General features: G+C 68.5%; 21 protein-coding genes. 9 read left to right on the forward strand and 12 right to left on the reverse strand.

All coding sequences use genetic code 11. The annotated features are described in order from the left end of the window. Window positions 1-142: 142 nt before the first annotated feature. Genes ASF63_RS09415 through ASF63_RS09425 form a run of 3 tightly spaced genes read left to right on the forward strand, consistent with a single transcriptional unit; the run spans window position 143 to window position 3,728 of the window. Window positions 143-1,645, forward strand: coding sequence for a sugar ABC transporter ATP-binding protein (locus ASF63_RS09415; protein WP_056512509.1), 1,503 nt, complete (start codon window positions 143-145; stop codon window positions 1,643-1,645). Then, entirely contained in the window at window positions 1,645-2,679 is a 1,035-nt protein-coding gene (locus ASF63_RS09420) for an ABC transporter permease (RefSeq protein WP_200933996.1), read from the forward strand. The genes ASF63_RS09415 and ASF63_RS09420 overlap by 1 nt, the downstream gene beginning before the upstream one ends. Before the next feature lie 50 nt (window positions 2,680-2,729). Further along, a complete protein-coding gene (locus ASF63_RS09425) occupies window positions 2,730-3,728 on the forward strand; it encodes an ABC transporter substrate-binding protein (protein WP_056512512.1) in 999 nt (332 codons plus the stop codon). 76 nt (window positions 3,729-3,804) lie between these two features. Here ASF63_RS09425 and ASF63_RS09430 read toward each other — a convergent pair whose 3' ends face one another. The 7 genes from ASF63_RS09430 to ASF63_RS09460 all read right to left on the reverse strand — a co-directional run bounded on the left by ASF63_RS09430 (window position 3,805) and on the right by ASF63_RS09460 (window position 10,538). Further along, entirely contained in the window at window positions 3,805-4,773 is a 969-nt protein-coding gene (locus tag ASF63_RS09430) for a phosphotriesterase (RefSeq protein ID WP_056512514.1), read from the reverse strand. After that, entirely contained in the window at window positions 4,773-5,783 is a 1,011-nt protein-coding gene (locus tag ASF63_RS09435) for a shikimate dehydrogenase family protein (protein WP_235560754.1), read from the reverse strand. The genes ASF63_RS09430 and ASF63_RS09435 overlap by 1 nt, the downstream gene beginning before the upstream one ends. Before the next feature lie 10 nt (window positions 5,784-5,793). Next, window positions 5,794-6,750: an NAD(P)-dependent oxidoreductase gene (locus tag ASF63_RS09440; protein WP_082478030.1), complete on the reverse strand. Its 957-nt coding sequence runs from the start codon at window positions 6,748-6,750 to the stop codon at window positions 5,794-5,796. After that, window positions 6,750-8,255, reverse strand: coding sequence for a xylulokinase (gene xylB, locus ASF63_RS09445; RefSeq protein ID WP_056512517.1), 1,506 nt, complete (start codon window positions 8,253-8,255; stop codon window positions 6,750-6,752). Before xylB ends, ASF63_RS09440 begins: the two co-directional genes overlap by 1 nt. Window positions 8,256-8,263: 8 nt before the next feature. After that, on the reverse strand, window positions 8,264-8,854 hold the full coding sequence (locus tag ASF63_RS09450) for a glucose-6-phosphate isomerase family protein (RefSeq protein WP_056512519.1): 591 nt from the start codon (window positions 8,852-8,854) through the stop codon (window positions 8,264-8,266). 132 nt (window positions 8,855-8,986) lie between these two features. Continuing rightward, window positions 8,987-9,967, reverse strand: a complete 981-nt coding sequence (locus ASF63_RS09455; protein WP_056512523.1) for an acetylxylan esterase — start codon at window positions 9,965-9,967, stop codon at window positions 8,987-8,989. 34 nt (window positions 9,968-10,001) lie between these two features. Beyond that, window positions 10,002-10,538: a CGNR zinc finger domain-containing protein gene (locus tag ASF63_RS09460; RefSeq protein WP_056512527.1), complete on the reverse strand. Its 537-nt coding sequence runs from the start codon at window positions 10,536-10,538 to the stop codon at window positions 10,002-10,004. Window positions 10,539-10,577: 39 nt separating this feature from the next. Between ASF63_RS09460 and ASF63_RS09465 the strand changes: the two genes are divergently transcribed. The 5 genes from ASF63_RS09465 (at window position 10,578) to ASF63_RS09485 (ending at window position 15,977) form a co-directional block, all read left to right on the forward strand. Next, window positions 10,578-11,558: an EamA family transporter gene (locus ASF63_RS09465; protein ID WP_056512530.1), complete on the forward strand. Its 981-nt coding sequence runs from the start codon at window positions 10,578-10,580 to the stop codon at window positions 11,556-11,558. A 73-nt stretch (window positions 11,559-11,631) separates the two neighbouring features. Then, window positions 11,632-12,300: a GntR family transcriptional regulator gene (locus tag ASF63_RS09470; RefSeq protein ID WP_056512533.1), complete on the forward strand. Its 669-nt coding sequence runs from the start codon at window positions 11,632-11,634 to the stop codon at window positions 12,298-12,300. Beyond that, window positions 12,297-13,823, forward strand: coding sequence for an MmgE/PrpD family protein (locus ASF63_RS09475; RefSeq protein WP_056512535.1), 1,527 nt, complete (start codon window positions 12,297-12,299; stop codon window positions 13,821-13,823). The genes ASF63_RS09470 and ASF63_RS09475 overlap by 4 nt, the downstream gene beginning before the upstream one ends. Window positions 13,824-13,938: 115 nt before the next feature. Next, window positions 13,939-14,841 carry a methylisocitrate lyase gene (prpB, locus tag ASF63_RS09480; RefSeq protein ID WP_056512990.1) on the forward strand — a complete coding sequence of 301 codons (903 nt, stop codon included), beginning with the start codon at window positions 13,939-13,941 and terminating at the stop codon, window positions 14,839-14,841. Between the two features lie 2 nt (window positions 14,842-14,843). Continuing rightward, window positions 14,844-15,977 carry a bifunctional 2-methylcitrate synthase/citrate synthase gene (locus ASF63_RS09485; protein WP_056512538.1) on the forward strand — a complete coding sequence of 378 codons (1,134 nt, stop codon included), beginning with the start codon at window positions 14,844-14,846 and terminating at the stop codon, window positions 15,975-15,977. A 65-nt stretch (window positions 15,978-16,042) separates the two neighbouring features. On the opposite strand, the gene ASF63_RS09490 is transcribed toward ASF63_RS09485, so the two are convergent. From ASF63_RS09490 to ASF63_RS09510, 5 genes are all read right to left on the reverse strand, one after another. After that, the gene (locus ASF63_RS09490) at window positions 16,043-17,566 is read right to left on the reverse strand and encodes an alpha-N-arabinofuranosidase (RefSeq protein WP_056512541.1); all 1,524 of its coding nucleotides are present in this window, start codon (window positions 17,564-17,566) and stop codon (window positions 16,043-16,045) included. A 39-nt stretch (window positions 17,567-17,605) separates the two neighbouring features. After that, a complete protein-coding gene (locus ASF63_RS09495; RefSeq protein WP_056512542.1) occupies window positions 17,606-18,511 on the reverse strand; it encodes a carbohydrate ABC transporter permease in 906 nt (301 codons plus the stop codon). After that, on the reverse strand, window positions 18,511-19,461 hold the full coding sequence (locus tag ASF63_RS09500; RefSeq protein WP_056512545.1) for a carbohydrate ABC transporter permease: 951 nt from the start codon (window positions 19,459-19,461) through the stop codon (window positions 18,511-18,513). The genes ASF63_RS09495 and ASF63_RS09500 overlap by 1 nt, the downstream gene beginning before the upstream one ends. Next, complete coding sequence (locus ASF63_RS09505) at window positions 19,458-20,795, reverse strand: extracellular solute-binding protein (protein ID WP_056512993.1); 1,338 nt, start codon at window positions 20,793-20,795, stop codon at window positions 19,458-19,460. The genes ASF63_RS09500 and ASF63_RS09505 overlap by 4 nt, the downstream gene beginning before the upstream one ends. 161 nt (window positions 20,796-20,956) lie before the next feature. Continuing rightward, a complete protein-coding gene (locus ASF63_RS09510) occupies window positions 20,957-22,003 on the reverse strand; it encodes a LacI family DNA-binding transcriptional regulator (RefSeq protein WP_056512548.1) in 1,047 nt (348 codons plus the stop codon). Between the two features lie 79 nt (window positions 22,004-22,082). Between ASF63_RS09510 and ASF63_RS09515 the strand changes: the two genes are divergently transcribed. Next, a complete protein-coding gene (locus ASF63_RS09515) occupies window positions 22,083-23,342 on the forward strand; it encodes a D-arabinono-1,4-lactone oxidase (RefSeq protein WP_056512550.1) in 1,260 nt (419 codons plus the stop codon). Window positions 23,343-23,381 lie beyond the last annotated feature (39 nt).

Genomic DNA, 23,381 nt, shown 5'->3' on the forward strand with positions numbered 1-23,381 from the left:
TACAGGTCTTCCCTTCCTGATGACTCTTAGTTACATTTAGATACAACTTGCGCAGGGCGGGGCGCAGGGCGCAGAATTGATCCGATGTTTCCGGACCCGACCGGAATACCGCACGAAGACCTTCAAGGAAGCAGGTGAGCACATGAGTGACCCCATTCTCAGAGTCGAGGGGATCAGCAAGGGATTCCCCGGTGTGCAGGCTCTCAAGGACGTGCACCTCGAGGTGCGCGCCGGTGAGGTGCTGGTGCTCGTGGGGGAGAACGGCGCGGGCAAGTCGACTCTCATGAAGATCCTCTCGGGGATCTACACCAAGGACGAGGGCACGATCACGTTCGAGGGTGAGGAGGTCGAGCTCACCAGCCCGCTGCAGGCGCAGCAGCTCGGGATCACGATCATCCACCAGGAACTCAACCTGATGCCCGATCTCACCGTGGCTCAGAACATCTTCGTGGGCCGTGAGCCCACGACCGGCCCGTTCCTGTCGGAGCGCAAGCTCAACGCGCAGACCGCCGAGCTGCTGCAGCGACTGGGCATCCGGGTGAACCCGCGACAGCTCGTCGGCGAGCTCACCGTGGCCGAGCAGCAGATGGTCGAGATCGCCAAGGCGCTCTCGTTCAACGCCAAGGTGCTCATCATGGATGAGCCGACATCCGCACTCACCGATTCCGAGACCGAGACCCTCTTCGTGCTCATCGAGCAGCTGCGGGCATCGGGCACCGGCATCGTCTACATCTCGCACCGCATGGACGAGCTGCGGCGCCTCGCCGACCGCGTCACGGTGCTCCGCGATGGCACATACATCGGATCACTGGAGAAATCAGAAGTCAGCATCCCGAAGATCATCGAGATGATGGTCGGACGCGTGATCGACGAGGGAACCCGGCCGCAGGCCCGGGACCACATCAACGACCCGATCGTGCTCGACGTGCAGGGGCTCTCGACCAAGAGCCTGCTGAAAGACGTGTCGTTCCAGCTGCACAAGGGGGAGATCCTCGGGTTCGCCGGCCTCATGGGTGCTGGTCGCACCGAGACCGCGCGGGCCATCATCGGCGCCGACCACCGCGAAGGCGGCACGATCGCGATCGGCGGCGATCCCGTGCGCATCGGACAGCCGGCGGATGCCGTGAAGCACGGCCTCGGCTACCTCTCGGAGGACCGCAAGCTGCTGGGCCTGATGCTCGAGCAGGACGTGACGTTCAACACGGTGCTCGCCTCTCTCGGGTCGTACGCCAACGGCATCGGCTGGATGGGTGACGCCAAGGCGAAGAACCGCACCAAGGAGTACGTGCAGCAGCTGAGGGTCAAGACGCCCTCGGTGAACCAGGTCGTGAAGCTGCTCTCGGGTGGGAACCAGCAGAAGGTCGTCATCGCCCGGTGGCTGATGCGCGACTGCGACATCCTCATCTTCGACGAGCCGACCCGAGGGATCGACGTCGGCGCCAAGGAAGAGATCTACCGCCTGATGCAGCAGCTCGCTGACCAGGGCAAGTCCATCATCGTCATCTCGTCGGAACTGCCGGAGATCCTCCGCGTCGCGAACCGCATCGCGGTCTTCGCGAACGGTCGCATCACCGGAACGCTCCGCAACGAGGAAGCCAGCCAGGAGAAGATCATGCAACTCGCAGCCCACGGGGAGGAAGACTGATGAGCACCCCACAGCAGTCCGGATCGTCGACGACGACGATCATCCAGACGGCAGTCGACGAGAACACCGACAAGCGCGACATCGGCGGATTCCTCCGTCGTCAGCTCCAGCAGTCGCTGGCCTTCGGCACGCTGATCGTCCTGGTGATCTTCTTCTCGATCGCCAGCCCGAACTTCTTCACCTTCAGCAACATCGCCACGGTGCTGCTGTCGACCGCGGTCATCGGCATCCTCGCCCTCGGCACGACCTTCGTCATCATCACGGGCGGCATCGATCTCTCGATCGGAACCGGCATGGCGCTCTGCGCCGTGATGACGGGTGTGTTCGTGACGAACATGGGGCTCCCGGTCTGGGTCGGCGTGATCGGCGGCGTGCTCACCGGTGTGCTGATGGGGCTCGTGAACGGCATCAACATCACGTTCCTGCGTCTGCCCCCGTTCATCGCGACCCTCGCGATGATGATGATCGCCGGCGGACTCGCCCTCGTCATCTCGAATGTCTCGCCGATCTACTTCTCGACGTCGGCCCCCGACTTCAAGAAGATCGCGCTCGGCGTGATCATCCCCGGCATCCCGAACGCCGTTCTGATCACCGCGGTGGCCGCGATCATCGCCTGGCTGGTGCTGTCGAAGACGCTGCTCGGCCGCTACACCTTCGCGATCGGCTCGAACGAAGAGGCCACCCGGCTGTCGGGTGTGAACACGCGCCGCTGGACGATCCTCATCTACATGTTCGCGGGAGCATTCACCGGCATCGCCGGCATCGTGATCGCCGCCCGCCTCGACTCGGCGCAGCCGCAGATCGGCACCGGCTACGAGCTGCAGGCGATCGCCGCGGTCATCATCGGCGGGACGTCGCTGCTCGGCGGACGCGGGTCGATCCTCGGCACCGTGATCGGCGCGCTCATCATGAGCGTTCTCGTCAACGGCCTGCGCATCATGTCGATCCAGTCGGAGTGGCAGAACATCGTCGTCGGCATCGTCGTGCTGCTGGCCGTGTTCCTCGACTCGCTGCGCAACCGCCAGCGCACCTGATCTCACAGATCTACACCCCCCACCACCACACAGAGAACAATGGAGTTTCCATGAAATTCGGCAAGAAGACCGCATTCGCGGCACTCGTGGCCGCATCCGCCCTCGTCTTCGCGGGCTGCGCCGGCGGCGGTGACGTCATCGAAGAAGGCAGTGGCGACGGATCGAGCGGCGACGGCGAGATGTACATCGCGCTCGTCTCGAAGGGCTTCCAGCACCAGTTCTGGCAGGCAGTCAAGCAGGGCGCTCAGGAGAAGGCAGACGAGCTCGGCGTGAAGATCACGTTCGAGGGCCCGGCCGCCGAGACCGAGATCGCCCAGCAGCTCGAGATGCTGACCACCGCGATCGACAAGAACCCGGACGCCATCGCCTACGCAGCCCTCGACCCCGAGGCGTGCGTCGCCCCGCTCGAGCAGGCGAAGTCGAAAGACATCCCGGTCGTCTACTTCGACGCTCCGTGCGACGGAGACGTCGGACTCAGCCTCTCGGCGACCGACAGCAAGGTCGCCGGCGCACTGGCCGCAGAGCACATGGCCGAGCTGATCGGAGGCGAGGGCGAAGTCGCCATCGTCGGTCACTCGAACATCAACTCGACCGGTGTCGAGCGTCGTGACGGATTCGTCGAGAAGATCGAGGCGGACTACCCCGACATCGAGATCGTCGACATCCAGTACGGTGACGGCGACCACCTGAAGTCGGCCGACATCGCCAAGACGCTGATCGCCGCCCACCCCGACCTCAAGGGCATTTACGGCACCAACGAGGGTTCGGCCATCGGCGTCGTGAACGCCGTGAACGAGCTCGGTCTCGAGAAGGGCAAGATCACGATCGTCGGCTTCGACTCCGGCGCCGCGCAGATCAACGCCATCAAGGACGGCACCATGGCCGGCGCCATCACGCAGGACCCGATCGGCATCGGCAAGCAGGTCGTCCAGGCGGCATACGACGCCGCCAACGGCGAGGATGTCGACGAGTTCTACGACACCGGTTCGTACTGGTACGACAGCACGAACCTCGAGGATGAGAACATCGCAGCGGTCCTCTACGAGTGACCCGCTGATCTGACGGGAAGCCCCTCACCTTCGGGCGAGGGGCTTTCTGTGTGAGGGGCGGAGGGTGGATGCGGGATCAGGAAGACAGGGTGAGCAGACGGGCGGGGTTGGCGACCAGCATCCGCTCCACGGCGTCGTCTCCGACAGCGGAGCGCAGCCGTGGCAGGTAGCGCTCGCCGAGGTAGGCGAGACCGGGCATGCCGCCGTAGGAGATGTACCGGGTCCGCCGGGCGACGTCGCCGCCGAGCAGCACCCGGTTGGCCGCGCCGAGCTCGACGACCCGCTCGGTGAGGGCGAGCAGCTCGGCATCCGACCTCGTGCGGGGGCGGGCGAAGCCGTCGTATCCGAGGTACGCGCCGCGCTCGGCGAGCGAGGCGTGCAGCCCGGCGTCCGGATCGCGATCGGCGTGCGCGAGCACGACCCGATCGGATGCCACGCCACCCGCCTCGAGCAGATCGAGGACCTCATGGGCGGCGGTGCAGAACTCCAGGTGCACCATCACCGGCGCCCCGGTCGCGCGATGCGCCGCGGCGACGGCGAGCAGGGTCGTGTGCTCGAACGGGGTGATGCTCCAGTAGCCGACGCCGGCCTTGAGCATCCCGGCGCGCACCGGCGAGCCGTCGGGCGCTGCGGCACGCGGCACGTCGGGCGTCTCGAACACCAGCGCGTCGTCGACCAGCATCCCCCGCGTCACCTCGGCGACGAACAGCTCGGTGAGGCGCTCGACGCTCCACACGTGCATCGGGTGGTCGTCGCCGTAGTGCGCCTCGCGATGGCGCCCTGTGGTCGCGACGACGTGCATGCCGGTGCCGTCGCTGATGCGCGCGACGGCCTCGGGGTCGCGCCCGAGCCCGAAGGGAGTCGCGTCGACCATCGTCGCGAAGCCGCTCGCCTTCAGCAGCGCCGTCTCGCGACCCGACAGGTCTTCGTCGTCGAGCTCGTCGCCGACCAGCAGGGGCGAAATCTGGAACAGGTGCTCGTGATAGTCCGTCGCCCCGAGCAGCGTCGGGTCGATGTCGCCGAGAACCGTGCGGACAATCGGCATCAGCGCACCGATTCGGCAGCCTCGGCGAGCTGCTCGACGATCTCGGGGGTGAGGTCGATCTCGAACACGTCGGCGACGACCTGCGACCAGCCGTGGATGAAGTACCGCCAGCCGTCGACCACATGCAGACCCCGGGCTGCTTCCTGGGCGCGCGCCTGATGCAGGAACTCCAGCGAGCCGCGGTAGTTGAACTCCCACACCCAGGCGCCCTCGGGGAACACCACATCGTCGGGCAACGGCGAGCCGGGGCGGTCCTTGCCGAGACCCGTGGCGTTCACGATCAGCGAGCCCGCTGGGGCCGCAGCGACGATCGCCGCAGCATCCTGCACCGTGTCGGTGCGCGCGTACGTGATGAGCCCCTCGGGGGTGCCGTGCTGGCGGTGCACCTCGCGCAGGTGGTCGAGCTTGTCGTCGTCGCGGGCGGTCACGGTGATCTTCGCCGGAGCATCCGCTCGCTCCGCCAGTGCCCAGCTGAGAGCGGTGCCCGACCCGCCGGCGCCGAGGATCACGACCTGCCCTCCGGTGCGGGCGAAGTGGTCGGTCGGGAGGAAGTCGTTCAGCGCGAGGTCGACCGTGAGAGGGTCCTTGGCGCGGCCGATCAGACGGTCGCCCCGCTTCGAGATGCTCGAGATCTCGGAGCACGAGACCGCGAAAGGGTCGAGCTCGTCGAAGCGGTCGGATGCCGCCGCGAAGACATTCATCTTGTGGGTGGTGACGAGCGCGCCCCGGTGATTCGGGTCGTCGCGGATCTGCTCGACCATCGCGACGTACTGCGCCGGCGTCGCGTCCATCGGCAGGTCATGCCCGATGAGGTTCTCGGTGGGCAGGCCCAGCACCTCGGCCCACTTCGGGAACACCTTCATGATCGACGACGATCCGGTGCTCACGCCGACGAAGCCCATGTAGCCGCCGGTCTCGGGAGTCGCGGGAGTGGCGGGAGTGGCGGGAGTCGCGGGAGTCGCGGGGGTGGTGGGGGTGGCGGGAGTTGCGGGGGCGTCGGTGAGGGTCATGGCGGTTCCTTCAGGATCGGCGAGAGACGGGATGAGCGGGCACACGGCCCGCGAGAATCGCGAGGACGTCGTCGAGCGACATCGAGCCCATGTTGTCGACGGCCTGCGTGGTCTGCGCGCCGAGGTGTGGGGTGACGGTCACGCGGTCGGCGAGGTCGGCCGCGAGCAGCGGGCTCGAGCTCGCCGCCGTGTCGCCGTTTAGGGTGTCGGCGGCGTATCCACCGAGACGGCCGTCGCGCAGAGCGGCCGCGATCGCCGTCTCGTCGACGAGGTCGGGGCGCGCGGTGTTCACCAGGATCAGGCCGGGGCGGATGCTGTCGAGGCGCGCCGCATCGACCAGCGTCTGCCCACCGGGGGCGTGGAGGGTGATCAGATCGGCCGATCGGAACAGCTCGTCGAGATCGGTCGGTTCGGCGCCGCGCTCGACGATGACGTCGGACGGCAGGAAGGGATCGGCCGCGAGCACCCGCGAGCCGAACCCGTGCAGGCGCCGGGCGACGCCCTGGCCGATGCGGCCGAAGCCGACGATGCCGACGGTGGCTGCTCCGAGTTCGCGGCCGCGCCGCACGCTCCAGTCGCCGATCCGCACGCGGCGATCGCCGTCGGGGATGAACCGGAGAGCGGCGAGCATGAGTCCGAGGGCGTGGTCGGCGACGGCATCCGCATTCGCACCCGGTGTGTTCGTCACCGGGATGCCGCGTCGCAGCGCCGCATCGAGATCGACCGCCTCGGTGCCGACGCCGTAGCGGGCGACGACTCTGAGGTTCGGGGCGGCGGCGAGGTGCTCGTCGGTCACAGGGCCCGTGCCGGCGATCCACCCCTCGGCCGCGGCGAGAAGCGGCGCGAGCTCGGTGAGTCCGTGATGCGCGGGACCGCGGACGATCTCGTGGCCGGCGGCCTGCGCGCGCCCGAAGAGATCGAGGTCGCCGTCCGAGAACGAGCGGCTGGTGGCGAGGATGACTCCCATCAGGCGCCCTGGTCGGCGGGCGGCGCGGAAGCGAACCACGGCTCGAGCGCGGTGTAGGCGTCGACGAAGCGGGCGTGGCGCTGCGCGTAGACGGCGTGCCGACCGGCATCCGGTGTGAACTCCGCCGTGACCTCGCTGAGCGCCCTGGCCGCCGAGAAATCGGCGAGGCCGAGGCCGACCGCCCCCGTGACCGCGGCGCCGAGGCTGTTGGCCTCTTCGACGATCGTGCGGCGGCGGATCGGCACACCCCAGACGTCGGCGAGGATGCCGAGCCAGGCGTCGCTCTGGGCTCCGCCGCCGACCGCGTCGATGCGGTCGATCGTGGCGCCGGATTCGCGGAACGCCTGGATGCAGGTGAGCAGGTTGTACGCCACGCCCTCGAGCACGGCGCGGGTGAGGTGGGCTCGGGTGTGGTGGCGACCGAGGCCGACGAAGGCTCCGCGGGCGTGCGGGTCCCACAGGGGAGAGCGCTCGCCGAGCAGGTAGGGGAGGAAGTAGAGGTCTTCCGTGTCGAGGTCGCCACCGGCCTCAGCCGTGAGCCGCGCGGTGTCGGGGTGCGCGGGGTCGGGCGAGAGAGCCTCGGCGATCCACTGCACCGATGCGCCACCTGCCTGCATGGTCGCGGTCGGCACGAAGGAACCCGGCACGACGTTGTCGAAGGTCATGGTGCGCATCTGCGGGTCGTGCAGCGGGGCGAGGCTCGCGAACGAGATCCACGACGAGGTGCCCAGGCACACGTACGCGCCGTCTTCGGGCGCGACGATGCCCGAGCCGACGGCAGCCAGCGGTCCGTCTCCGCCGCCCATCACGACGCGGACGGATGCCGACAGCCCGAGCGCATCCGCAGACTCGGTCGTGAGGGTTCCTGCAACGGCCGTCGATTCGAGGATCTCGGGGAAGAGCGCGGCGTCGAGTCCCGCTGCCGCGAGCACCTCGGCCGACCAGGTGCCGCGGGCCTGGTCGTAGGCGTTCGTGCCGGAGGCGTCGGAGCGCTCGGTCGCGAGGCGCCCGGTGAGCCGGTAGACGATGTAGTCCTTGGCGACGCAGAAGTGGCGCACGCGCGCCCACACCTCGGGTTCGTTGTCGCGCACCCACATGATCTTCTCGAGCGAGTAGGTGGGGTTCAGGCGATGGCCGAGCACGCGATAGGCGTCTTCCGCACCAAGGTGCTGTTCGAGAGTGCGGGTCTGCGGGCCCGAGCGCGTGTCTGCCCAGATGATGGCGGGGCGCACCGGGGCGCCGTGCGCGTCGAGCAGCACGGTGCCCATCATCTGGCCGCTGACGACCAGGCCGACGACGGTCTCGGGGGCGACGCCGGCGTGAGCGATCAGCTGTCGGGTCGCCGAGACGACGGCATCCCACCAGTCCGCCGGATCCTGCTCGGCGATGCCGCCCGCGGCGAAGTGCGCCGGGTAGGGCACGGTGGCCGAGGTGACGAGGCGCCCGTCGTCGTGGTGCAGGGACGCCTTGTTTCCCGTGGTCCCGAGGTCGTGCGCGATGAGCATGATCGACCCTATTCCGCGGAGGGGGACGCGGAATAGGGTCGCAGGTCGACGCCCTCGGTCGATCGGTAGGCGCGGGAGCCCATGCCGTGCTCGAGCACCCAGCCGTAGTCGTGGCCGGCACCGCCCGGATACACCGCGAGGAACGCATAGGGCTCGTCGCCCGTGTTCACCGAGCGGTGCGCCCAGCCCGGGGGAATGTAGCCGATGGTGCCCGGCAGCATGTCGATCCATTCGGTGCGCTCGCCGTCGAACATGAGCAGGCCACCTCGGCCGGTGAGCGCCAGGTAGATCTCGCCCTGGTGGTTCGGGTGCTGGTGGCCCTTGGTCATCCAGAGCTCACCCGAGGTGTCGCCGGGCATGATCGTCGTGATCGACTGCGGCAGTTCGCGGTCGACCTCGGGCACGGGCGAGCTGACCACGGTGTAGACGACGGGGTTGTCGCCGGCGGACGCAGTCGCCCAGGCATCCGCGTCGAGGAAGAGCCCCTCGAGGTCGGACATCCGCCGCGTGAGGGTCGGCCCCTCGGGTGCGAGCGTGAGCTTCTCGGCGTCGAACGCGATCGCCATCGGCGAGATCGGAGGCGTGTGGAACTGGGGCATCGGTGCTCCTCGTACGGGTGCTGCGGCGCTGCGCAACCTGTAATGACAAGCTGAGTGTACCTGTTATGACAAGTGGCGTCCAGTGCTCGGATGCGCGGACAGGGGAGCGCGGGTGTGCGGGAGTGGCGGGGATCAGGATGCTGCGTTCAGCGCCCGTGCGAGGTGCGCGCGGCTGTCGCGGATCGCCTCGGCCGTAACCTGCTCGGCCCCCGGATACTCGGCATGGCCCGCCGGGAGGACGGCGAGCTCGAGGATCCGTGCCGCGTTCGCGACGCCGAACTGGCCGGGCGGCGGCACGTACGGGTCCCACAGCGCCGCCTCGACCCGCACCGGGATGCGCGCGAAACCGAGGGCCGTCGAGGCGTCGAACCAGCGCAGCACCTCGCGGGCCTCCGGATGCGCGGCGACGTGGTCGCGCACGGTCTCGCCGCTGCCGACACAGTGCACCGCGAGGCGCTCGTCGTACTGTCCGAAGCTCGGCACGATGAGGGTCGCCCCGACGTAGCGGTCGTCCCACGGCAGGGCGAGGGCGCCGATGCCACCGCCGAAGCTCTCGCCGACGTAATAGAGGGGCAGGGGGCCGACGAGGGTGGTGAGAGCATCCGCGGCGAGCCAGAGGTCTCGGGCACAGAGGCCGAGCACGTACGAGTCCGGGGTCTCGATCCCGGCCAGCACATGCTCGGCCTGGGGCTCGGGGGCGCCGACGCCCGCGTTCAGAGTGGGCAGCCCGCGGGCGACGGGGAAGATCGCGGCCGCATCGTCGGGCACCCTGGCCAGATCGACCGCATCGCGCCCTCCGTAGCCGTGACTGTGAATCACTCCGACCCGCGCCGGGGCGGAGAGTGGCTCGACGACCCAGGCCCGCAGACGAGTGCCGTCGACTCCTGCGTGCTCGACGACCGACACGCGTCTGCCGTGCGCGGTCTCGGTCGACAGCACGGTAGGTGCGGCATCCACCGCCGTGGCCTGCTCGCGCCAGCTCTGCCATCGCTCGGCGAACCCGTCGGGCGCGGCGATCGGTGCAATCTCTCGGAGAGTGGCGAGCGTGTGTCCGTAGCTCGCGTCGAACTCGGCGTCGGCGAACCAGGTGTCGTAGGGGGAGGGGAAGGGCATGACCAGACGACGCTACCGAATCCGCGCGCAGGGTTCAGGCGCTCGCGCGCCGTGCGCGGTAGGCGGCCACCGCGTTGCGGTTGGTGCAGGTCGTCGAGCAGAAGCGCTTCGAGCGGTTGCGCGAGAGGTCGAGGGCGAGCGCCTCGCAGGTCTCGTCGGCGCAGATAGAGATGCGGGATCCCTCATCGGCGCGGATGACGTCGATCAGCGCCATGGCGGTCTCGATGAGCACGCGCTCGGGCAGGGGGCGCTCGTCCGCGACGGCGTGCAGGTGCCAGTCGACGCCGTCGTGGCGCACCAGCCTCGGAGCGAGATGCGCTTCGGCGAGTGCGGCGTTGACGTGCTCGGCCATCTCGTCTCGGGGTGCGAGCAGCATGGTGCGCAGCCGCGGACGCAGGGTTCGCAGCGCGTCGAGCTCGGCCTCGTCGCGGTCGAGTCGGCCCGAATAGGGGAAGTTCGCGAAGAACGCGTCGTAGTCGGCGAGCGTCTCGAGGGTGTCGGGGTCTTCCGCAGAGTTCACGAGCCAGACGGCTGCACGGAGGGTCTCTTCCGTGTCATCGGTGAAGTTCATGTTGACACCTTACATCTTGCGCGAGTAGCGTCACCTGTCATGAGCAAGTTTGCAAATGACATCGCGGCGCCGGGCGTGCGCTTCGGTCTGCCGCTGGCGATCGGCGCGGCCTTCGCGTTCGGGATGTCGGGCGCCTGGGCCCGGGGTCTCATCGATGCGGGATGGACGCCGGGAGCAGCGGTGACCGCGCGGGTCTGGGTCGCGGCGCTCGTGCTGCTCGTGCCGACGATCCTGTCGCTGCGTGGGCGGTGGGGTGTGCTCAAGAAGAATGCCGGCATGGTCGCCGCCTACGGCCTGCTCGCCGTGACCGCCACGCAGCTCTGCTACTTCCAGGCCGTCGCGGTGATGGACGTCGGCCTCGCCCTGCTCATCGAATACACGGCGCCGATCGCCGTCATCCTCTGGCTGTGGCTGCGCCGGGGTGAGCGACCGAGCCGACGCAGTGTGATCGGCGCCGCCATCGCCTTCGTCGGTCTCGTGCTGATGCTCGACATCATCACCGGGGCCGAGGTCAACATCGCCGGCATCCTGTGGGCGCTCGCCGCGATGGTGGGCGCGGCGACGTACTTCCTGCTCTCTGCCAAGGCGGACACCGGCCTGCCGCCGATCGCGCTCGCCGGCGGTGGGCTGCTGCTCGGCGCGGTCGCCCTGACGATCGCCGGGCTCGTCGGCATCCTGCCCGTCGCCTGGACGACCGACGACATCACCTACCGCTTCGGCACCGTGCCGTGGTTCGTGCCGGTGCTCGCGATCGGCCTGATCGCGACCGCTCTCGCATACGTGCTGGGCATCGCCTCGACGCGGATGCTCGGTTCCCGCCTCGCGTCGTTCGTCGCGCTGTCCGAGGTCGTCGCCGCTCTGCTGTTCGGCTGGCTGCTGCTCGGGCAGCTGCCCGACCTGCTGCAGGCTCTCGGTGGCGCGCTGGTGCTGGTCGGCGTGGTCGTGGTGAAACTCGGCGAGCCGCGGCCGGCCGAGTTCGTCGAGCCGATACCGGATGCGGTCGAGCAGCCCCAGCGATAGCGCAATGTATACGTGAAGCGCTCGGAAGTCGCGCGAATGACACGCCGATCGGATTTTTGTATACACTGAGGGGATGAGCTCCGTCGCCGATCGCATCACCGCGAGCGACCGAGCGCACGCGGCGCTGCTGGAGGAGATCCAGTCGGGCACCCTCCCCGCCGGCTTCGTGCTGGGCGAGGTCGAGCAGGCCGCCCGCCTCGGCATCAGCCGCACTCCGATGCGCGAGGCGCTCCGACGCCTGGCTGCCGACGGCCTGGTCGTGCAGCAGTCCCCGCGGGTCACGGTGGTCGCAGACCTGGATGCCGAAGACATCCGCGCCCTGTTCGAGATCCGCCGCGCGCTCGAGGAGACCTCCGCCCGCCTTGCCGCCCAGCGAGGGGATGCCGCGCTCTTCGCCGCCCTCGCCGACGAGTTCGCGCACGTCGATCTCGCCGCGGTCGAGGGGCGCGACGCCTACTACGCCCTCATCGCCCGCTTCGACGCGGCTCTCGACGGTGCCGTCGACAACGACTACATCGCCTCGGCGCTGCGCACCGTGCGCACCCACCTCGTGCGTGTTCGGCGCATGGCCCGTGACAAGCCCGACCGCCTCGCCGCCTCCGCGGCCGAGCACCGCACGATCGCCGCAGCGCTCGGCGCCCGAGACGGCGATCTCGCCGCTCATGCCACGCACGTGCACCTGCACAACGCGCTCACCGGCATCCTCGACTCCCTGACAGCCAACCCAGAAGGTGTGAAATGACCGTCACCCACCACGTCCGCGTCCACCGCAGCGATGAGAACCTCGCCCGCGAAGACCAGCTCGCCTGGAAGATCGCCGAGGTCGCCGCCGACCCGGTCGAGGTCGAGCAGGACGTCGCCGACATGATCATCAACCGCATCATCGACAACGCGTCGGTCGCGGCGGCATCACTCACCCGCGGCCCCATCAACGCGGCCCGCACTCAGGCTTTCAGCCACCCCGTCTCGACCGGCGGCATCGGCGCCACGGTCTTCGGTGCGGCGCTCGATCACCGCACGAGCCCCGAGTGGGCGGCCTGGGCCAACGGCGTGGCGGTGCGCGAGCTCGACTACCACGACACGTTCCTCGCGGCCGAGTACTCGCACCCGGGTGACAACATCCCGCCGATCCTCGCGGTCGCCCAGCACGTGCAGGCCGACGGTCGCGCGCTGCTGCGCGGCATCGCCACCGGCTACGAGATCCAGATGGACCTCGTGCGCGCGATCTGCCTGCACAAGCACAAGATCGACCATGTCGCGCACCTCGGCCCGTCGGCCGCCGCCGGCATCGGCACCCTGCTCGGCCTCGACGTCGAGACGATCTATCAGGCCGTCGGCCAGGGACTGCACACCACCACCGCCACCCGCCAGAGCCGCAAGGGCGAGATCTCGACCTGGAAGGCGCACGCCCCGGCGTTCGCCGGCAAGCTCGCGGTCGAGGCCGTCGACCGGGCGATGCGCGGTCAGACCAGCCCCGCCCCGATCTACGAGGGCGAAGACGGCGTGATCGCCTGGATGCTCGACGGCAAGGATGCCGCCTACGAGGTGCCGCTGCCCGCCGCGGGCGAGGCGAAGCGCGCGATCCTCGACTCATACACCAAGGAGCACTCGGCCGAGTACCAGGCGCAGGCCTGGATCGACCTCGCCCGCAAGCTCGGCACCGAGAACCCGGCGCTGCGCGACCCCGCGAACATCGAGGCCATCGTGCTGCACACCAGCCACCACACGCACTACGTGATCGGCTCGGGAGCGAACGACCCCCAGAAGTACGACCCCACGGCGTCGCGCGAGACGCTCGACCACTCGATCCCGTACATCTTCGCGGTCGCCCTGCAGGACGGCGGCTGGCACCACGTCGACTCCTACACCCCCGAGCGTGCGGGCCGCGAAGACACCGTCGCGCTGTGGCACAAGATCACCACGGCCGAGGATGCCGAGTGGACGCGCCGCTACCACTCGGAAGACCCCGACGTGAAGGCGTTCGGCGGTCGCGTCGAGTTCCGCCTCACCGACGGCACGACCGTCGTCGACGAGATCGCCGTCGCCGACGCGCATCCGCTCGGCGCCCGTCCGTTCGCCCGCGACGACTACATCGCGAAGTTCCGCCTGCTGGCCGGGCCCGTGCTCGAGCCCGCCGAGATCGAGCGGTTCCTCGAGCTGGTGCAGCGTCTGCCCGAGCTCACGGCGGCCGAGGTCGGCGAACTGTCGATCATCGCGAAGCCCGGCCTGCTCGAGGGCGCCGACGCCCCGAAGGGCCTGTTCTGATGTCGCGCTTCGTCTCGTCGCTTCGCTCCTCGCTCAACGACCGGGGGCCTCGTTCCTGGTCGTTGAGCGAGCGGAGCGAGACGAAATGCGCACCCTGCCTGAGAGGGAAGAACTGATGCTGTACTCCCACGTCACGCCGGCCGAGAAGCGCCGCCTGTTCCGTGAGCGCCTCGCGAGCGGCGAGCTGCTGCGGTTCCCCGGTGCCTTCAACCCGCTGAGCGCCCGACTGATCGAGCAGAAAGGCTTCGACGGGGTCTACATCTCGGGCGCGGTGCTCTCTGCCGACCTCGGGGTGCCCGACATCGGCCTCACCACCCTGACCGAGGTCGCCGGCCGCGCTAAGCAGATCGCGCGCATGACCGACATCCCCGCGATCGTCGACGCCGATACCGGCTTCGGCGAGCCGATGAACGTCGCCCGCACGATCCAGGAGCTCGAAGACGCAGGCCTCGCCGGCACGCACATCGAAGATCAGATCAACCCGAAGCGCTGCGGCCACCTCGACGGCAAGAGCGTCGTCGACGAGAGCACGGCGATCCGTCGCATCCGAGCAGCGGCCGACGCTCGTCGCGATGAGAACTTCCTGATCATGGCGCGCACCGACATCCGTGCGGTCGAGGGCCTGGAGTCGGCGATCGATCGCGCCAAGGCGCTGGTGGATGCCGGGGCCGATGCCGTCTTCCCCGAGGCGATGCGCACGCTCGCGGAGTTCGAGGCTATGGCAGATGCGCTCGACGTGCCGATCCTCGCGAACATGACCGAGTTCGGCAAGAGCGACCTGTTCTCGGTCGACCAGCTGCGGGACGCCGGCGTCAACATGGTCATCTGGCCCGTGTCGCTGCTGCGCATCGCGATGGGCGCGGCGGGCCGTGCGCTCGATACGCTGAACGAGGAGGGGCATCTCACCTCGAAGCTCGGTGAGATGCAGCACCGTGCCGATCTCTACGACCTGATCGACTACGAGTCCTACAAGGAGTTCGACTCGGGCGTCGCAGGCTTCACCGTCACGAAGGAGTGAGCATGACCGAGCCGGACATCAAGAAGGGCCTCGCCGGGGTCGTCGTCGACACGACAGCGATCTCGAAGGTCAACCCCGAGACGAACAGCCTGCTCTACCGCGGCTATCCCGTGCAGGAGCTGGCGGCGACCCAGCCTTTCGAGGCGGTCGCCTACCTGCTGTGGCACGGTGAGCTGCCGACGTTCGAAGAGCTCGCGGCGTTCCGGGCGCAGGAGCGTCCGCATCGCGCGCTGACCGACAACGTCAAGGCGGCGATCGACCTGATCCCGATCGAGGCGCACCCGATGGACGAGGTGCGCACGGCCGTGAGCCTGATCGGCGCCTCCGACACGAACGCCGGCGGCTCGGTGCTCGATGCGGGCGGCAGCCCGGAGGAGAACCTCGAGCGCAGCATCCGCCTGTTCGCCGCTCTTCCCGCGATCGTCGCCTACGGCCAGCGCCGCCGCCGCGGCGAGGCACCGATCGCACCGCGCGACGACCTCGACTACTCGGCGAACTTCCTCTGGATGACGTTCGGCGAAGAGCCCGACCCGGTCGTCGTCGACGCGTTCAACCGCTCGATGATCCTGTACGCCGAGCACTCGTTCAACGCCTCGACCTTCACGGCCCGCGTGATCACCTCGACCCTCAGCGACCTGTACTCGGCCGTGGTCGGCGCGATCGGCGCGCTCAAGGGGCCGCTGCACGGCGGCGCGAACGAGGCCGTGCTGCACATCTTCGACGAGATCGGCGAGGCCTCGAACGTCGTGCCATGGCTCGACAAGGCTCTGGCAGAGAAGCGCAAGATCATGGGCTTCGGACACCGCGTCTACAAGAGCGGCGACTCGCGGGTGCCGACGATGAAGGCGGCACTCGACACCCTGGTCGAGCACTACGACAAGGCAGAGGTGGCAGAGCTCTACGACGCTCTCGAGTCGGAGTTCGTGGCGCGCAAGGGCATCTACCCGAACCTCGACTACCCGTCGGGCCCCGCGTACAACCTGATCGGCTTCGACACTCTCACCTTCACCCCGCTGTTCGTCGCGGCGCGGGTGACCGGCTGGACGGCCCACGTCATCGAGCAGGCCGGCGCCAACGCGCTGATCCGACCGCTGTCGTTCTACGACGGTGTCGACGAGCGGCACATCGAGAGCTGACCGCTCACCGCAGACGCAGAGATGCCCGGGTCCGCGAAGGACTCGGGCATCTCTGTGTCAGAGGATCAGGCCAGCTCGATCACCGACCACGACAGCGGCGGCAGCGTCGCGCGCACCGCGCCGTCGACGACCTCGGCGCCCGCCAGCGGCACCATGTGCACGGCATCCTGCGTGGTCTCGAGGTTCGCGGTGTGGCGGTCGCCGCCCTCGGGAATCGTCAGCGTCTCGGCGTTCACGACACGCAGGCCGGTGAGGCCGCGGAGCTCGACCGTCAGGTCACTCTCCTCGTCGAGCGAGCGGTTCGCGACGAACACGACGACGCGTCCGGTCTCCTCATCCCAGGTGGCTGCCGCATCGACGGCGTCGACCCCGCCGTAGCGCTTGGTCTCGATCTGCGGCGCCGACACCGCGAGGCGCAGGATGCGGCCCTTCGCGAGACGTGCCATGCGCTCGAAGGGCCAGAAGCTCGTCTGACGCCACGCCGGACCGTTCTCCTCCGAGCGGATCGGCGCGATCACGTTCACGAGCTGCGCCTGGTTGGCGATCTTCACGCGGTCGCCGTGACGCAGCAGGCTGTTGAGCAGCGTGCCCACGACCACGGCATCCGTCACGTTGTAGGTGTCCTCGATCAGGCGCGGATGCTTCTTCCACCCGGCCTTGGCGATCTCGACCGACTCGACGTCGTTGAACTGCACCTGGTCCCACACGTTCCACTCGTCGAACGAGATGTCGACCTGCTTGGTGTGCTTGCCTGCGGCCTTCACGGCGTCGATCGTCGCGATGACGCCGTCGATGAAGGCATCCATGTCGACCGACTCCGCGAGGAACGACTCGGCGTCGCCGTCGTGCTCCTGGTAGTACGCGTGCATCGAGATGAAGTCGACCTCGTCGTAGGCGTGGGTCAGAACCGTGTTCTCCCAGGTGCCGAACGTCGGCATCGACCGGCCGGACGAGCCGACCGCGACGAGCTCGATGGTCGGGTCGACGAGCTTCATGGCCTTGGCCGACTCCTGCGCCAGGCGCCCGTACTCGGTCGCGGTCTTGCCGCCGATCTGCCACGGGCCGTCGAGCTCGTTGCCCAGGCACCACAGCTTGATGTCGAACGGCTTCTCGGCGCCGTTCTTGCGACGGAGATCCGACCAGTAGGTGCCGCTCGGGTGGTTCGCGTACTCGACGAGCGACCGCGCCTCTTCGACACCGCGGGTGCCGAGGTTGATGGCCTCCATGACCTCGACGTCGGCCTCCTTCGCCCAGTCCATGAACTCGTGCAGACCGAACGCGTTGGTCTCGATCGTGTGCCAGGCGCCGTCGATGCGCACGGGGCGGTCTTCGACCGGGCCGACCCCGTCTTCCCAGCGGTAGCCGGAGACGAAGTTGCCCCCGGGGTAGCGGACCACCGTCGGTCCCATCTCCTTCACCAGGGCGAGGACGTCCTGACGGAAGCCGCGCTCGTCGGCCTGCGGGTGCCCCGGTTCGTAGATGCCGGTGTACACGCAGCGTCCCATGTGCTCGACGAACGACCCGAAGAGCCTCCGAGGGACGTCGGCGATGGTGAAGTCGCGGTCGATGGTGATGCGGGCCTGAGACATTGCTCTCCTAGATTTCTGGCTCTCGAGCCGGGTGGGGGACTACTGACCGCCGAAGCCGCTGGTCGCGACTCCCTTGACGATCTGCTTCTGGAAGATGATGAACACGATGATCAGCGGCAGCGCCGCGAGCACGGCCTGAGCCATGACCTGGGCGTACTGCACGCCGTAGGCGCTGATGACCGTCTGGAGTCCGACCGGGAGCGTCATCAGGGTGGTGTCGTTGATGACGAGGAACGGCCAGAGGAAGTTGTTCCAGGCGCCGATGAACACGAAGATCGCGACGGATGCCAGGATCGGCCGCGAGAGCGGCAGCACGATCGACCAGAAGATGCGGAGGCGACTGGCGCCGTCGACCCGCGCCGCATCTTCGAGCTCGATCGGGATCGCGTCGAAGAACCGCTTCAGGATGAACACCATCGCCGGCGCCACGACCTGTGGCAGGATCAGACCCCAGTAGGTGTCGATCATGTTGAACGCGAGCATCTCGTAGAACAGCGGGATGATCAGCACCTGCGGCGGCACCACGATCGAGGCGATGATCGCCACGAACAGCCACTTGCGGCCGGTGAAGTCGAGCCGCGAGAACGCGTAGGCGGCCAGGGCCGAGATGGTCAGCGTGATCAGGGTCACGGCGATCGAGGTCCACAGGCTGTTGAACGCCCAGGTGTAGACGTTGCCCTGCGACAGGATCGCGGTGAAAGCCTCGATCGTCGGCCCGGTGGCACCGATCCACGACGGGTCGCCGCTGGCGGCATCCGTCTCGGTCTTGAAGGCCGTCGCGACCGCCCAGAGGAACGGCAGCAGCCAGCCGACCGCGAGGATGATCAGCACGACGAGAGCGCTGATGCGGAGTGCGCCGAACGGCTTCTGCCCCGGCAGGTGCGAGCGACGGGCGCGCGCGGGCTTGGCGGTGGTGATGGTCTCGGTGAGAGTGGCGGTGGACATCACAGCTGCGACTCCTTCCGGCGGCGCGAGATCAAGGCCTGCGCGACGCCGATGATGACGATGAGGGCGAAGAAGACATAGGAGATCGCGGCCGAGTAGCCGAATCGGTAGCTGACGAAGCCGGCTTCGTAGATGTACTGGACGATCGAGCGGGTGGTGTCGCTCGCGACGCCGCCGAGCATCTGGTACGCCTGGTCGAAGAGCTTGAGCGACGCCAGGATCTGCAGGATCAGGATCAGGACGGTCGCGGGGCCGAGCTGCGGGAGCGTGATCGACCAGAACTGCCGCCACGGGCCCGCGCCGTCGAGGGATGCTGCTTCGTACTGCTGCGGCGGGATGTTCTGCATCGCCGCGAGGTAGAGCAGGAAGTTGAATCCGACCGTCCACCAGACGGTGGCGATCACGATCGACAGCATGTTCGTGTCGGGATTCTGCAGCCAGGCCAGCGGCTCGAGGCCGAAGGCCTTCAGGATGTTGTTGGCCGCACCGATCTGCGGGTTGAAGATCCAGACCCAGATCTGCGAGATCACGGTCGAGGCGAGCAGGTACGGCATGAAGAACGACAGCCGCCACAGCCACTGGCCGGGGATCCCGCGGTCGACGAGTGCGGCCATGATCAGCGCGATCACGACGAGCGGGACCGTCGACAGCAGCGTGAACCACACCGTGTTGCCCATCGAACGCCACATGACCGGGTCGGCCAGTGCCTCGGCGTAGTTCGCGAAGCCGACGAAGGCGCCGCCTGCGCCGGTGAGCGACTGGTCGGTGAAACTGAGGATGATGCCGTGCACGATCGGCCAGGCGAGGAACAGCACGAAGGCGATGAGGAACGGGGCGAGGAACGCCCAGCTGATGAGCTGCTCGCGGTTGCGAGAGCCGGCGCGACGGATCGGCAGCGCGGCCTTGGAGCCGGTGACGATCGTGCGGGTGGAGTCGGTTGCCGTGGTCATGATGCGAACTTCCCCTCGGGATCAGCCGGGTTCGGCTGGCTGAGGAGCGTGTTCACGCGGGCCTCGAATCGGTCGATCGCGGCGGCGGGGTCGTCGCCCGAGAGCAGCACGCCCTGCACGGCGGCGCCGAACTCGCCCTGGAAGTTCGAGCCTGATCCGGTGAACCACGCGGTCGGGTCGTAGACGACGTGCTGAGCGGCCTCGGCGTAGTGCGCCTGCGGGATCAGGTCGTCGTACTCGGGGGATTCGGTGACGGGAAGGAAGGCGGGGATGTGTCCGGCTTCTGCCCAGCCGAACGAGCCCTTCAGCATGTCGGCGACGAACTGGTAGGTCAGGTCGCGCTTCTTCTCGTCGGCGTTGGTCTGGTGCGGCAGCACGAACGAGTGCGAGTCGGCGTAGACCGCCGGCGTGCCGTAGAGGGTGGGGATCATGGTCGCGTCGAACGGGATCCCGGCGTTCTGCATGGTGCGCAGCTCCCAGACTCCGGTGAACAGCATCCCGCTCTTGCCGGTCGCGAATTCGGCGACGGCGCTGCCGTAGTCGGCCTGCGCGAGGGCGATCTCACCGTCGAGCAGGGTGCGCATGAGCGAGAGGGATTCGACCGCGGCATCCTTGTCGATCACGGCCTTGCCCCCAGGCGGGAGCTCCATCGCGCCGCCGTGCTGCGAGTAGAAGGTGTAGAAGAGGCGCCACATCTGGGCGCCGTCGCCGAGGTAGCCGTACGAGAGCGCATGGCCGTCTGCCTGGCCGCCGATCGTGCGCAGCTGGTCGACGAACTCGTCGGGGGAGGAGGTCTCGATCAGGCGGCCGTCGCTGTCGAGCACGCCGGCGGCATCGCAGATGTCGGTGTTGAACATCGCGACGAACGGATGCGCGTCGAGCGCGATGCTGTACATGTTCTCGCCGACGAAGCCCTTCTCCCAGATGGGCTTCGGGAACTTCGTGCTGTCAACACCGAGCGAGGCGAGTCGGTCGAGGTCCCACGTGTCGAGCAGGCCGCCGGGGGCCCAGCCGACGGTGCGGGTCGCGTGCATGATCGCGACGTCGGGGGCGCGGCCGCCGGCACCGGCCATCGCGAGCTTCGTGTAGTACGGGGTGCCCCAGGCGAGGACGGTCGGACGGATGCGGTACGCGCTCTGCGCGGAGTTCGCGGTGTCGAGCAGTTGCGACATGGTGACGCCGTCGCCGCCCGAGAGCAGATGCCAGAACTGCAGGGTCGTGGTGTTCGAGCCGGGGACGGTGCCGGGTGCGCAGCCGGCGAGCAGGGCTGCCGCGGCTGTGACCGATGCTGCGGTCAGGAACTGCCGTCTGGACATATCGAGCGGGGGCGTCATCGTCACTCCTTCGTGACTGCGGGCGGGATCGAGGTACATCATTACATCGATGTAATCGCGGGCGCAAGAGAGAAACCGGAAGGAGAGGACGCGGGGACGCGAGGGACGAACGGGGCGGGTGGGCGCGGGGGACGCGGGGATGCCGTGCGCGACAGGGCGCGTCAGGGGCGGTAGCCGCGCGGGGTGCCCTGAGTGCTGTCGCGCTCGAGAAGATGATGCGAGAGGGTGAGGGACCGCGGTGGGGTCGCGCGATCGTCGATGCGCGACTCGAGGAGCCCCAGCGCCGCATCGGCGAATGCCCGACGATCGAAGGCGATCGTCGTGAGCGACGGCGACGTGTACCGCGAGAACTCGACGTCGTCGAAGCCCGTCACGATCACGTCGCCCGGCACGCTCACGCCGTGGTCGTGCAGGGCGTGCAGTGCGCCGAGCGCCAGGGAGTCGGTGAAGGCGACGATCGCATCGAAGGCCACGCCCCGCCGGAACAGCGTCTCGACGCCATCCGCTCCGCCCGTCATCGACCACGGCATCGGGTTGATCTCGAGAGCGGTGTCGCGGGGGATGCCGGCCTCGCGGAGCGCGTCGTGCACGCCCTCGAGCCTCAGACGGCTGGTCGCGGTCGCGACCGAGGCATCGTCGTCGGCGCCGATCACCGCGATGCGAGTCGCGCCACGCGAGAGCACATGCCGAGTGACGTCGGCGGCTGCCCGGCGGCTGTCGATGCGCACGTGGTCGGCCCTGTTCTGCTCGACCTCGCCCAGCACGACGAGCGGAGGAAGGCGATCGGCGTACTTCAGCACGCTGTCTTCGAGACGGATGGGGTTGAGGATCAGGCCGTCGACGAGATGGGCGCGAGCGCGAGAGACCAGCTCCCTCTCGCGCTCGGGGTCGGTCGCCGTCTCTTCGATCTGCACGGCGAGCCCACGTTCGTGGGCGGCGTCGACGAGGCGGTGCATCAGCTCTGCCGAGAAGGCGGTCGCCAGATCCGGCAGAGCGACGGCGATGATTCCGGAGCGACCCTTGCGGAGTCCTCGGGCGCTGAGGTTGGGCACGAAATCGAGCTGCGCCATCGCCGCCTCGACCTTGACGCGGGTCTCGTCTCGCACGGCCACCGTGCGGGTGACGACGTTCGAGACGGTCTTCGTCGAGACTCCCGCCAGAGCGGCGACGTCTTTCATCGTCGCGCGGGGAGGCGGCATCGCTGTCATCCGGTCAGCCTATCCATGCGTGTCGTCATCGTCGCTGCTCCATCGATGGAGGCAGAGGCTGCCTGACTAACATGGCGCCATGACCATCGAACGCAACTGGGCAGGCAACCTCACCTATCGCGCATCCGCGGTCGAGCATCCGTCGTCGATCGAGGAGCTGCAGTCGCTGCTCGCGCGCGGCGGGTCCGTGCGGTTCCTCGGCTCTCGGCACTGCTTCAACGACATCGCCGACACCGACGGGGCGCTCATCGCGCTCGACCGGCTGCCGGTCGTCTTCGAGATCAATGACGCCCGCGACGCTGTGCGCGTCTCGGGCGGGCTGCGCTACGGCGACATCGCGCCGCGCCTCGGGGCGGAGGGGCTTGCTCTCGCGAACCTCGCTTCGCTGCCGCACATCTCGATCGCCGGGGCCGTGGCCACGGGCACGCACGGGTCGGGCGACGCGACCGGGTCGCTGGCGACCGCGGTGCGCGCGCTCACGATCGTCACGCCCGCAGGAGACGTGCGCACGCTCGCCCGCGGTGACGAGGACTTCGACGGCGCGGTCGTGAGCCTCGGGGCGCTCGGCGCCGTCGTCGAGGTCACGCTCGACGTCGAGCCGACCTACGACGTCGCGCAGCACGTGTTCGAGCATCCGTCGTGGGATGCGATCCTCGCCGACTTCGACGAGGTCACGGGCATCGGCACGAGCGTCAGCATCTTCTCGACCTGGACCCGCACCGACATCGCCGACCAGATCTGGGTCAAGCAGCGCCACCCCGAGGCACATGAGCTCGTCCGCGACGGCCTCTTCGAGCGACTCGGTGCGGAGCCGGCGACGAGCAAGCGGCATCCGATCCTCGGCGTCGATCCCGTCGCCTGCACCGAGCAGCTCGGCGAGCCGGGGCCGTGGTTCGAGCGCCTCGCGCACTTCAAGCTCGAGTTCACGCCGTCGGCCGGCGCCGAGATCCAGAGCGAGTACCTGGTGCCCCGCGCCGATGCGGTCGCCGCGATCCAGGCGGTTCGCACGCTTGCCGGCCAGATCGCACCGCTGCTGCTCGTGAACGAGATCCGCACGGTCGCCCCCGACTACCTCTGGCTGAGCTCGTCGCAGGGCACGGATGCCGTCGGCATCCACTTCACGTGGAAGCCCGACGAGGCGGCGGTGCGTGAGTTCTTGCCGACACTCGAGGCGCTTCTGCCCGCGACCGCCCGCCCCCACTGGGGCAAGGTCTTCACCCTCGACCCGGCGGAGGTGCGCTCGCGCTACCAGCGGTGGGACGACTTCGCAGCCCTCGCCGCCCGATTCGACCCCGAGCGCCGGCTCGTGAACCCGTATCTGGAGCGCCTCGGGCTGTAGCGCATCCATTGCACCACCACGGTTGTTCTCGGTAACATT

The sequence above is a fragment of the Microbacterium sp. Leaf320 genome, from assembly GCF_001423485.1.
In the GTDB taxonomy this organism is placed as follows: Bacteria; Actinomycetota; Actinomycetes; order Actinomycetales; family Microbacteriaceae; genus Microbacterium.

Excerpts from the sequence above, each read along its gene's own strand:
- ASF63_RS09415 (WP_056512509.1), top strand. The coding sequence starts at position 143 with ATGAGTGACCCCATTCTCAGAGTCGAGGGGATCAGCAAGGGATTCCCC.
- ASF63_RS09420 (WP_200933996.1), top strand. The coding sequence starts at position 1,645 with ATGAGCACCCCACAGCAGTCCGGATCGTCGACGACGACGATCATCCAG.
- ASF63_RS09425 (WP_056512512.1), top strand. The coding sequence starts at position 2,730 with ATGAAATTCGGCAAGAAGACCGCATTCGCGGCACTCGTGGCCGCATCC.
- ASF63_RS09430 (WP_056512514.1), bottom strand. The coding sequence starts at position 4,773 with ATGCCGATTGTCCGCACGGTTCTCGGCGACATCGACCCGACGCTGCTC.
- ASF63_RS09435 (WP_235560754.1), bottom strand. The coding sequence starts at position 5,783 with ATGACCCTCACCGACGCCCCCGCAACTCCCGCCACCCCCACCACCCCC.
- ASF63_RS09440 (WP_082478030.1), bottom strand. The coding sequence starts at position 6,750 with ATGGGAGTCATCCTCGCCACCAGCCGCTCGTTCTCGGACGGCGACCTC.
- xylB (WP_056512517.1), bottom strand. The coding sequence starts at position 8,255 with ATGCTCATCGCGCACGACCTCGGGACCACGGGAAACAAGGCGTCCCTG.
- ASF63_RS09450 (WP_056512519.1), bottom strand. The coding sequence starts at position 8,854 with ATGCCCCAGTTCCACACGCCTCCGATCTCGCCGATGGCGATCGCGTTC.
- ASF63_RS09455 (WP_056512523.1), bottom strand. The coding sequence starts at position 9,967 with ATGCCCTTCCCCTCCCCCTACGACACCTGGTTCGCCGACGCCGAGTTC.
- ASF63_RS09460 (WP_056512527.1), bottom strand. The coding sequence starts at position 10,538 with ATGAACTTCACCGATGACACGGAAGAGACCCTCCGTGCAGCCGTCTGG.
- ASF63_RS09465 (WP_056512530.1), top strand. The coding sequence starts at position 10,578 with ATGAGCAAGTTTGCAAATGACATCGCGGCGCCGGGCGTGCGCTTCGGT.
- ASF63_RS09470 (WP_056512533.1), top strand. The coding sequence starts at position 11,632 with ATGAGCTCCGTCGCCGATCGCATCACCGCGAGCGACCGAGCGCACGCG.
- ASF63_RS09475 (WP_056512535.1), top strand. The coding sequence starts at position 12,297 with ATGACCGTCACCCACCACGTCCGCGTCCACCGCAGCGATGAGAACCTC.
- prpB (WP_056512990.1), top strand. The coding sequence starts at position 13,939 with ATGCTGTACTCCCACGTCACGCCGGCCGAGAAGCGCCGCCTGTTCCGT.
- ASF63_RS09485 (WP_056512538.1), top strand. The coding sequence starts at position 14,844 with ATGACCGAGCCGGACATCAAGAAGGGCCTCGCCGGGGTCGTCGTCGAC.
- ASF63_RS09490 (WP_056512541.1), bottom strand. The coding sequence starts at position 17,566 with ATGTCTCAGGCCCGCATCACCATCGACCGCGACTTCACCATCGCCGAC.
- ASF63_RS09495 (WP_056512542.1), bottom strand. The coding sequence starts at position 18,511 with ATGTCCACCGCCACTCTCACCGAGACCATCACCACCGCCAAGCCCGCG.
- ASF63_RS09500 (WP_056512545.1), bottom strand. The coding sequence starts at position 19,461 with ATGACCACGGCAACCGACTCCACCCGCACGATCGTCACCGGCTCCAAG.
- ASF63_RS09505 (WP_056512993.1), bottom strand. The coding sequence starts at position 20,795 with ATGACGCCCCCGCTCGATATGTCCAGACGGCAGTTCCTGACCGCAGCA.
- ASF63_RS09510 (WP_056512548.1), bottom strand. The coding sequence starts at position 22,003 with ATGACAGCGATGCCGCCTCCCCGCGCGACGATGAAAGACGTCGCCGCT.
- ASF63_RS09515 (WP_056512550.1), top strand. The coding sequence starts at position 22,083 with ATGACCATCGAACGCAACTGGGCAGGCAACCTCACCTATCGCGCATCC.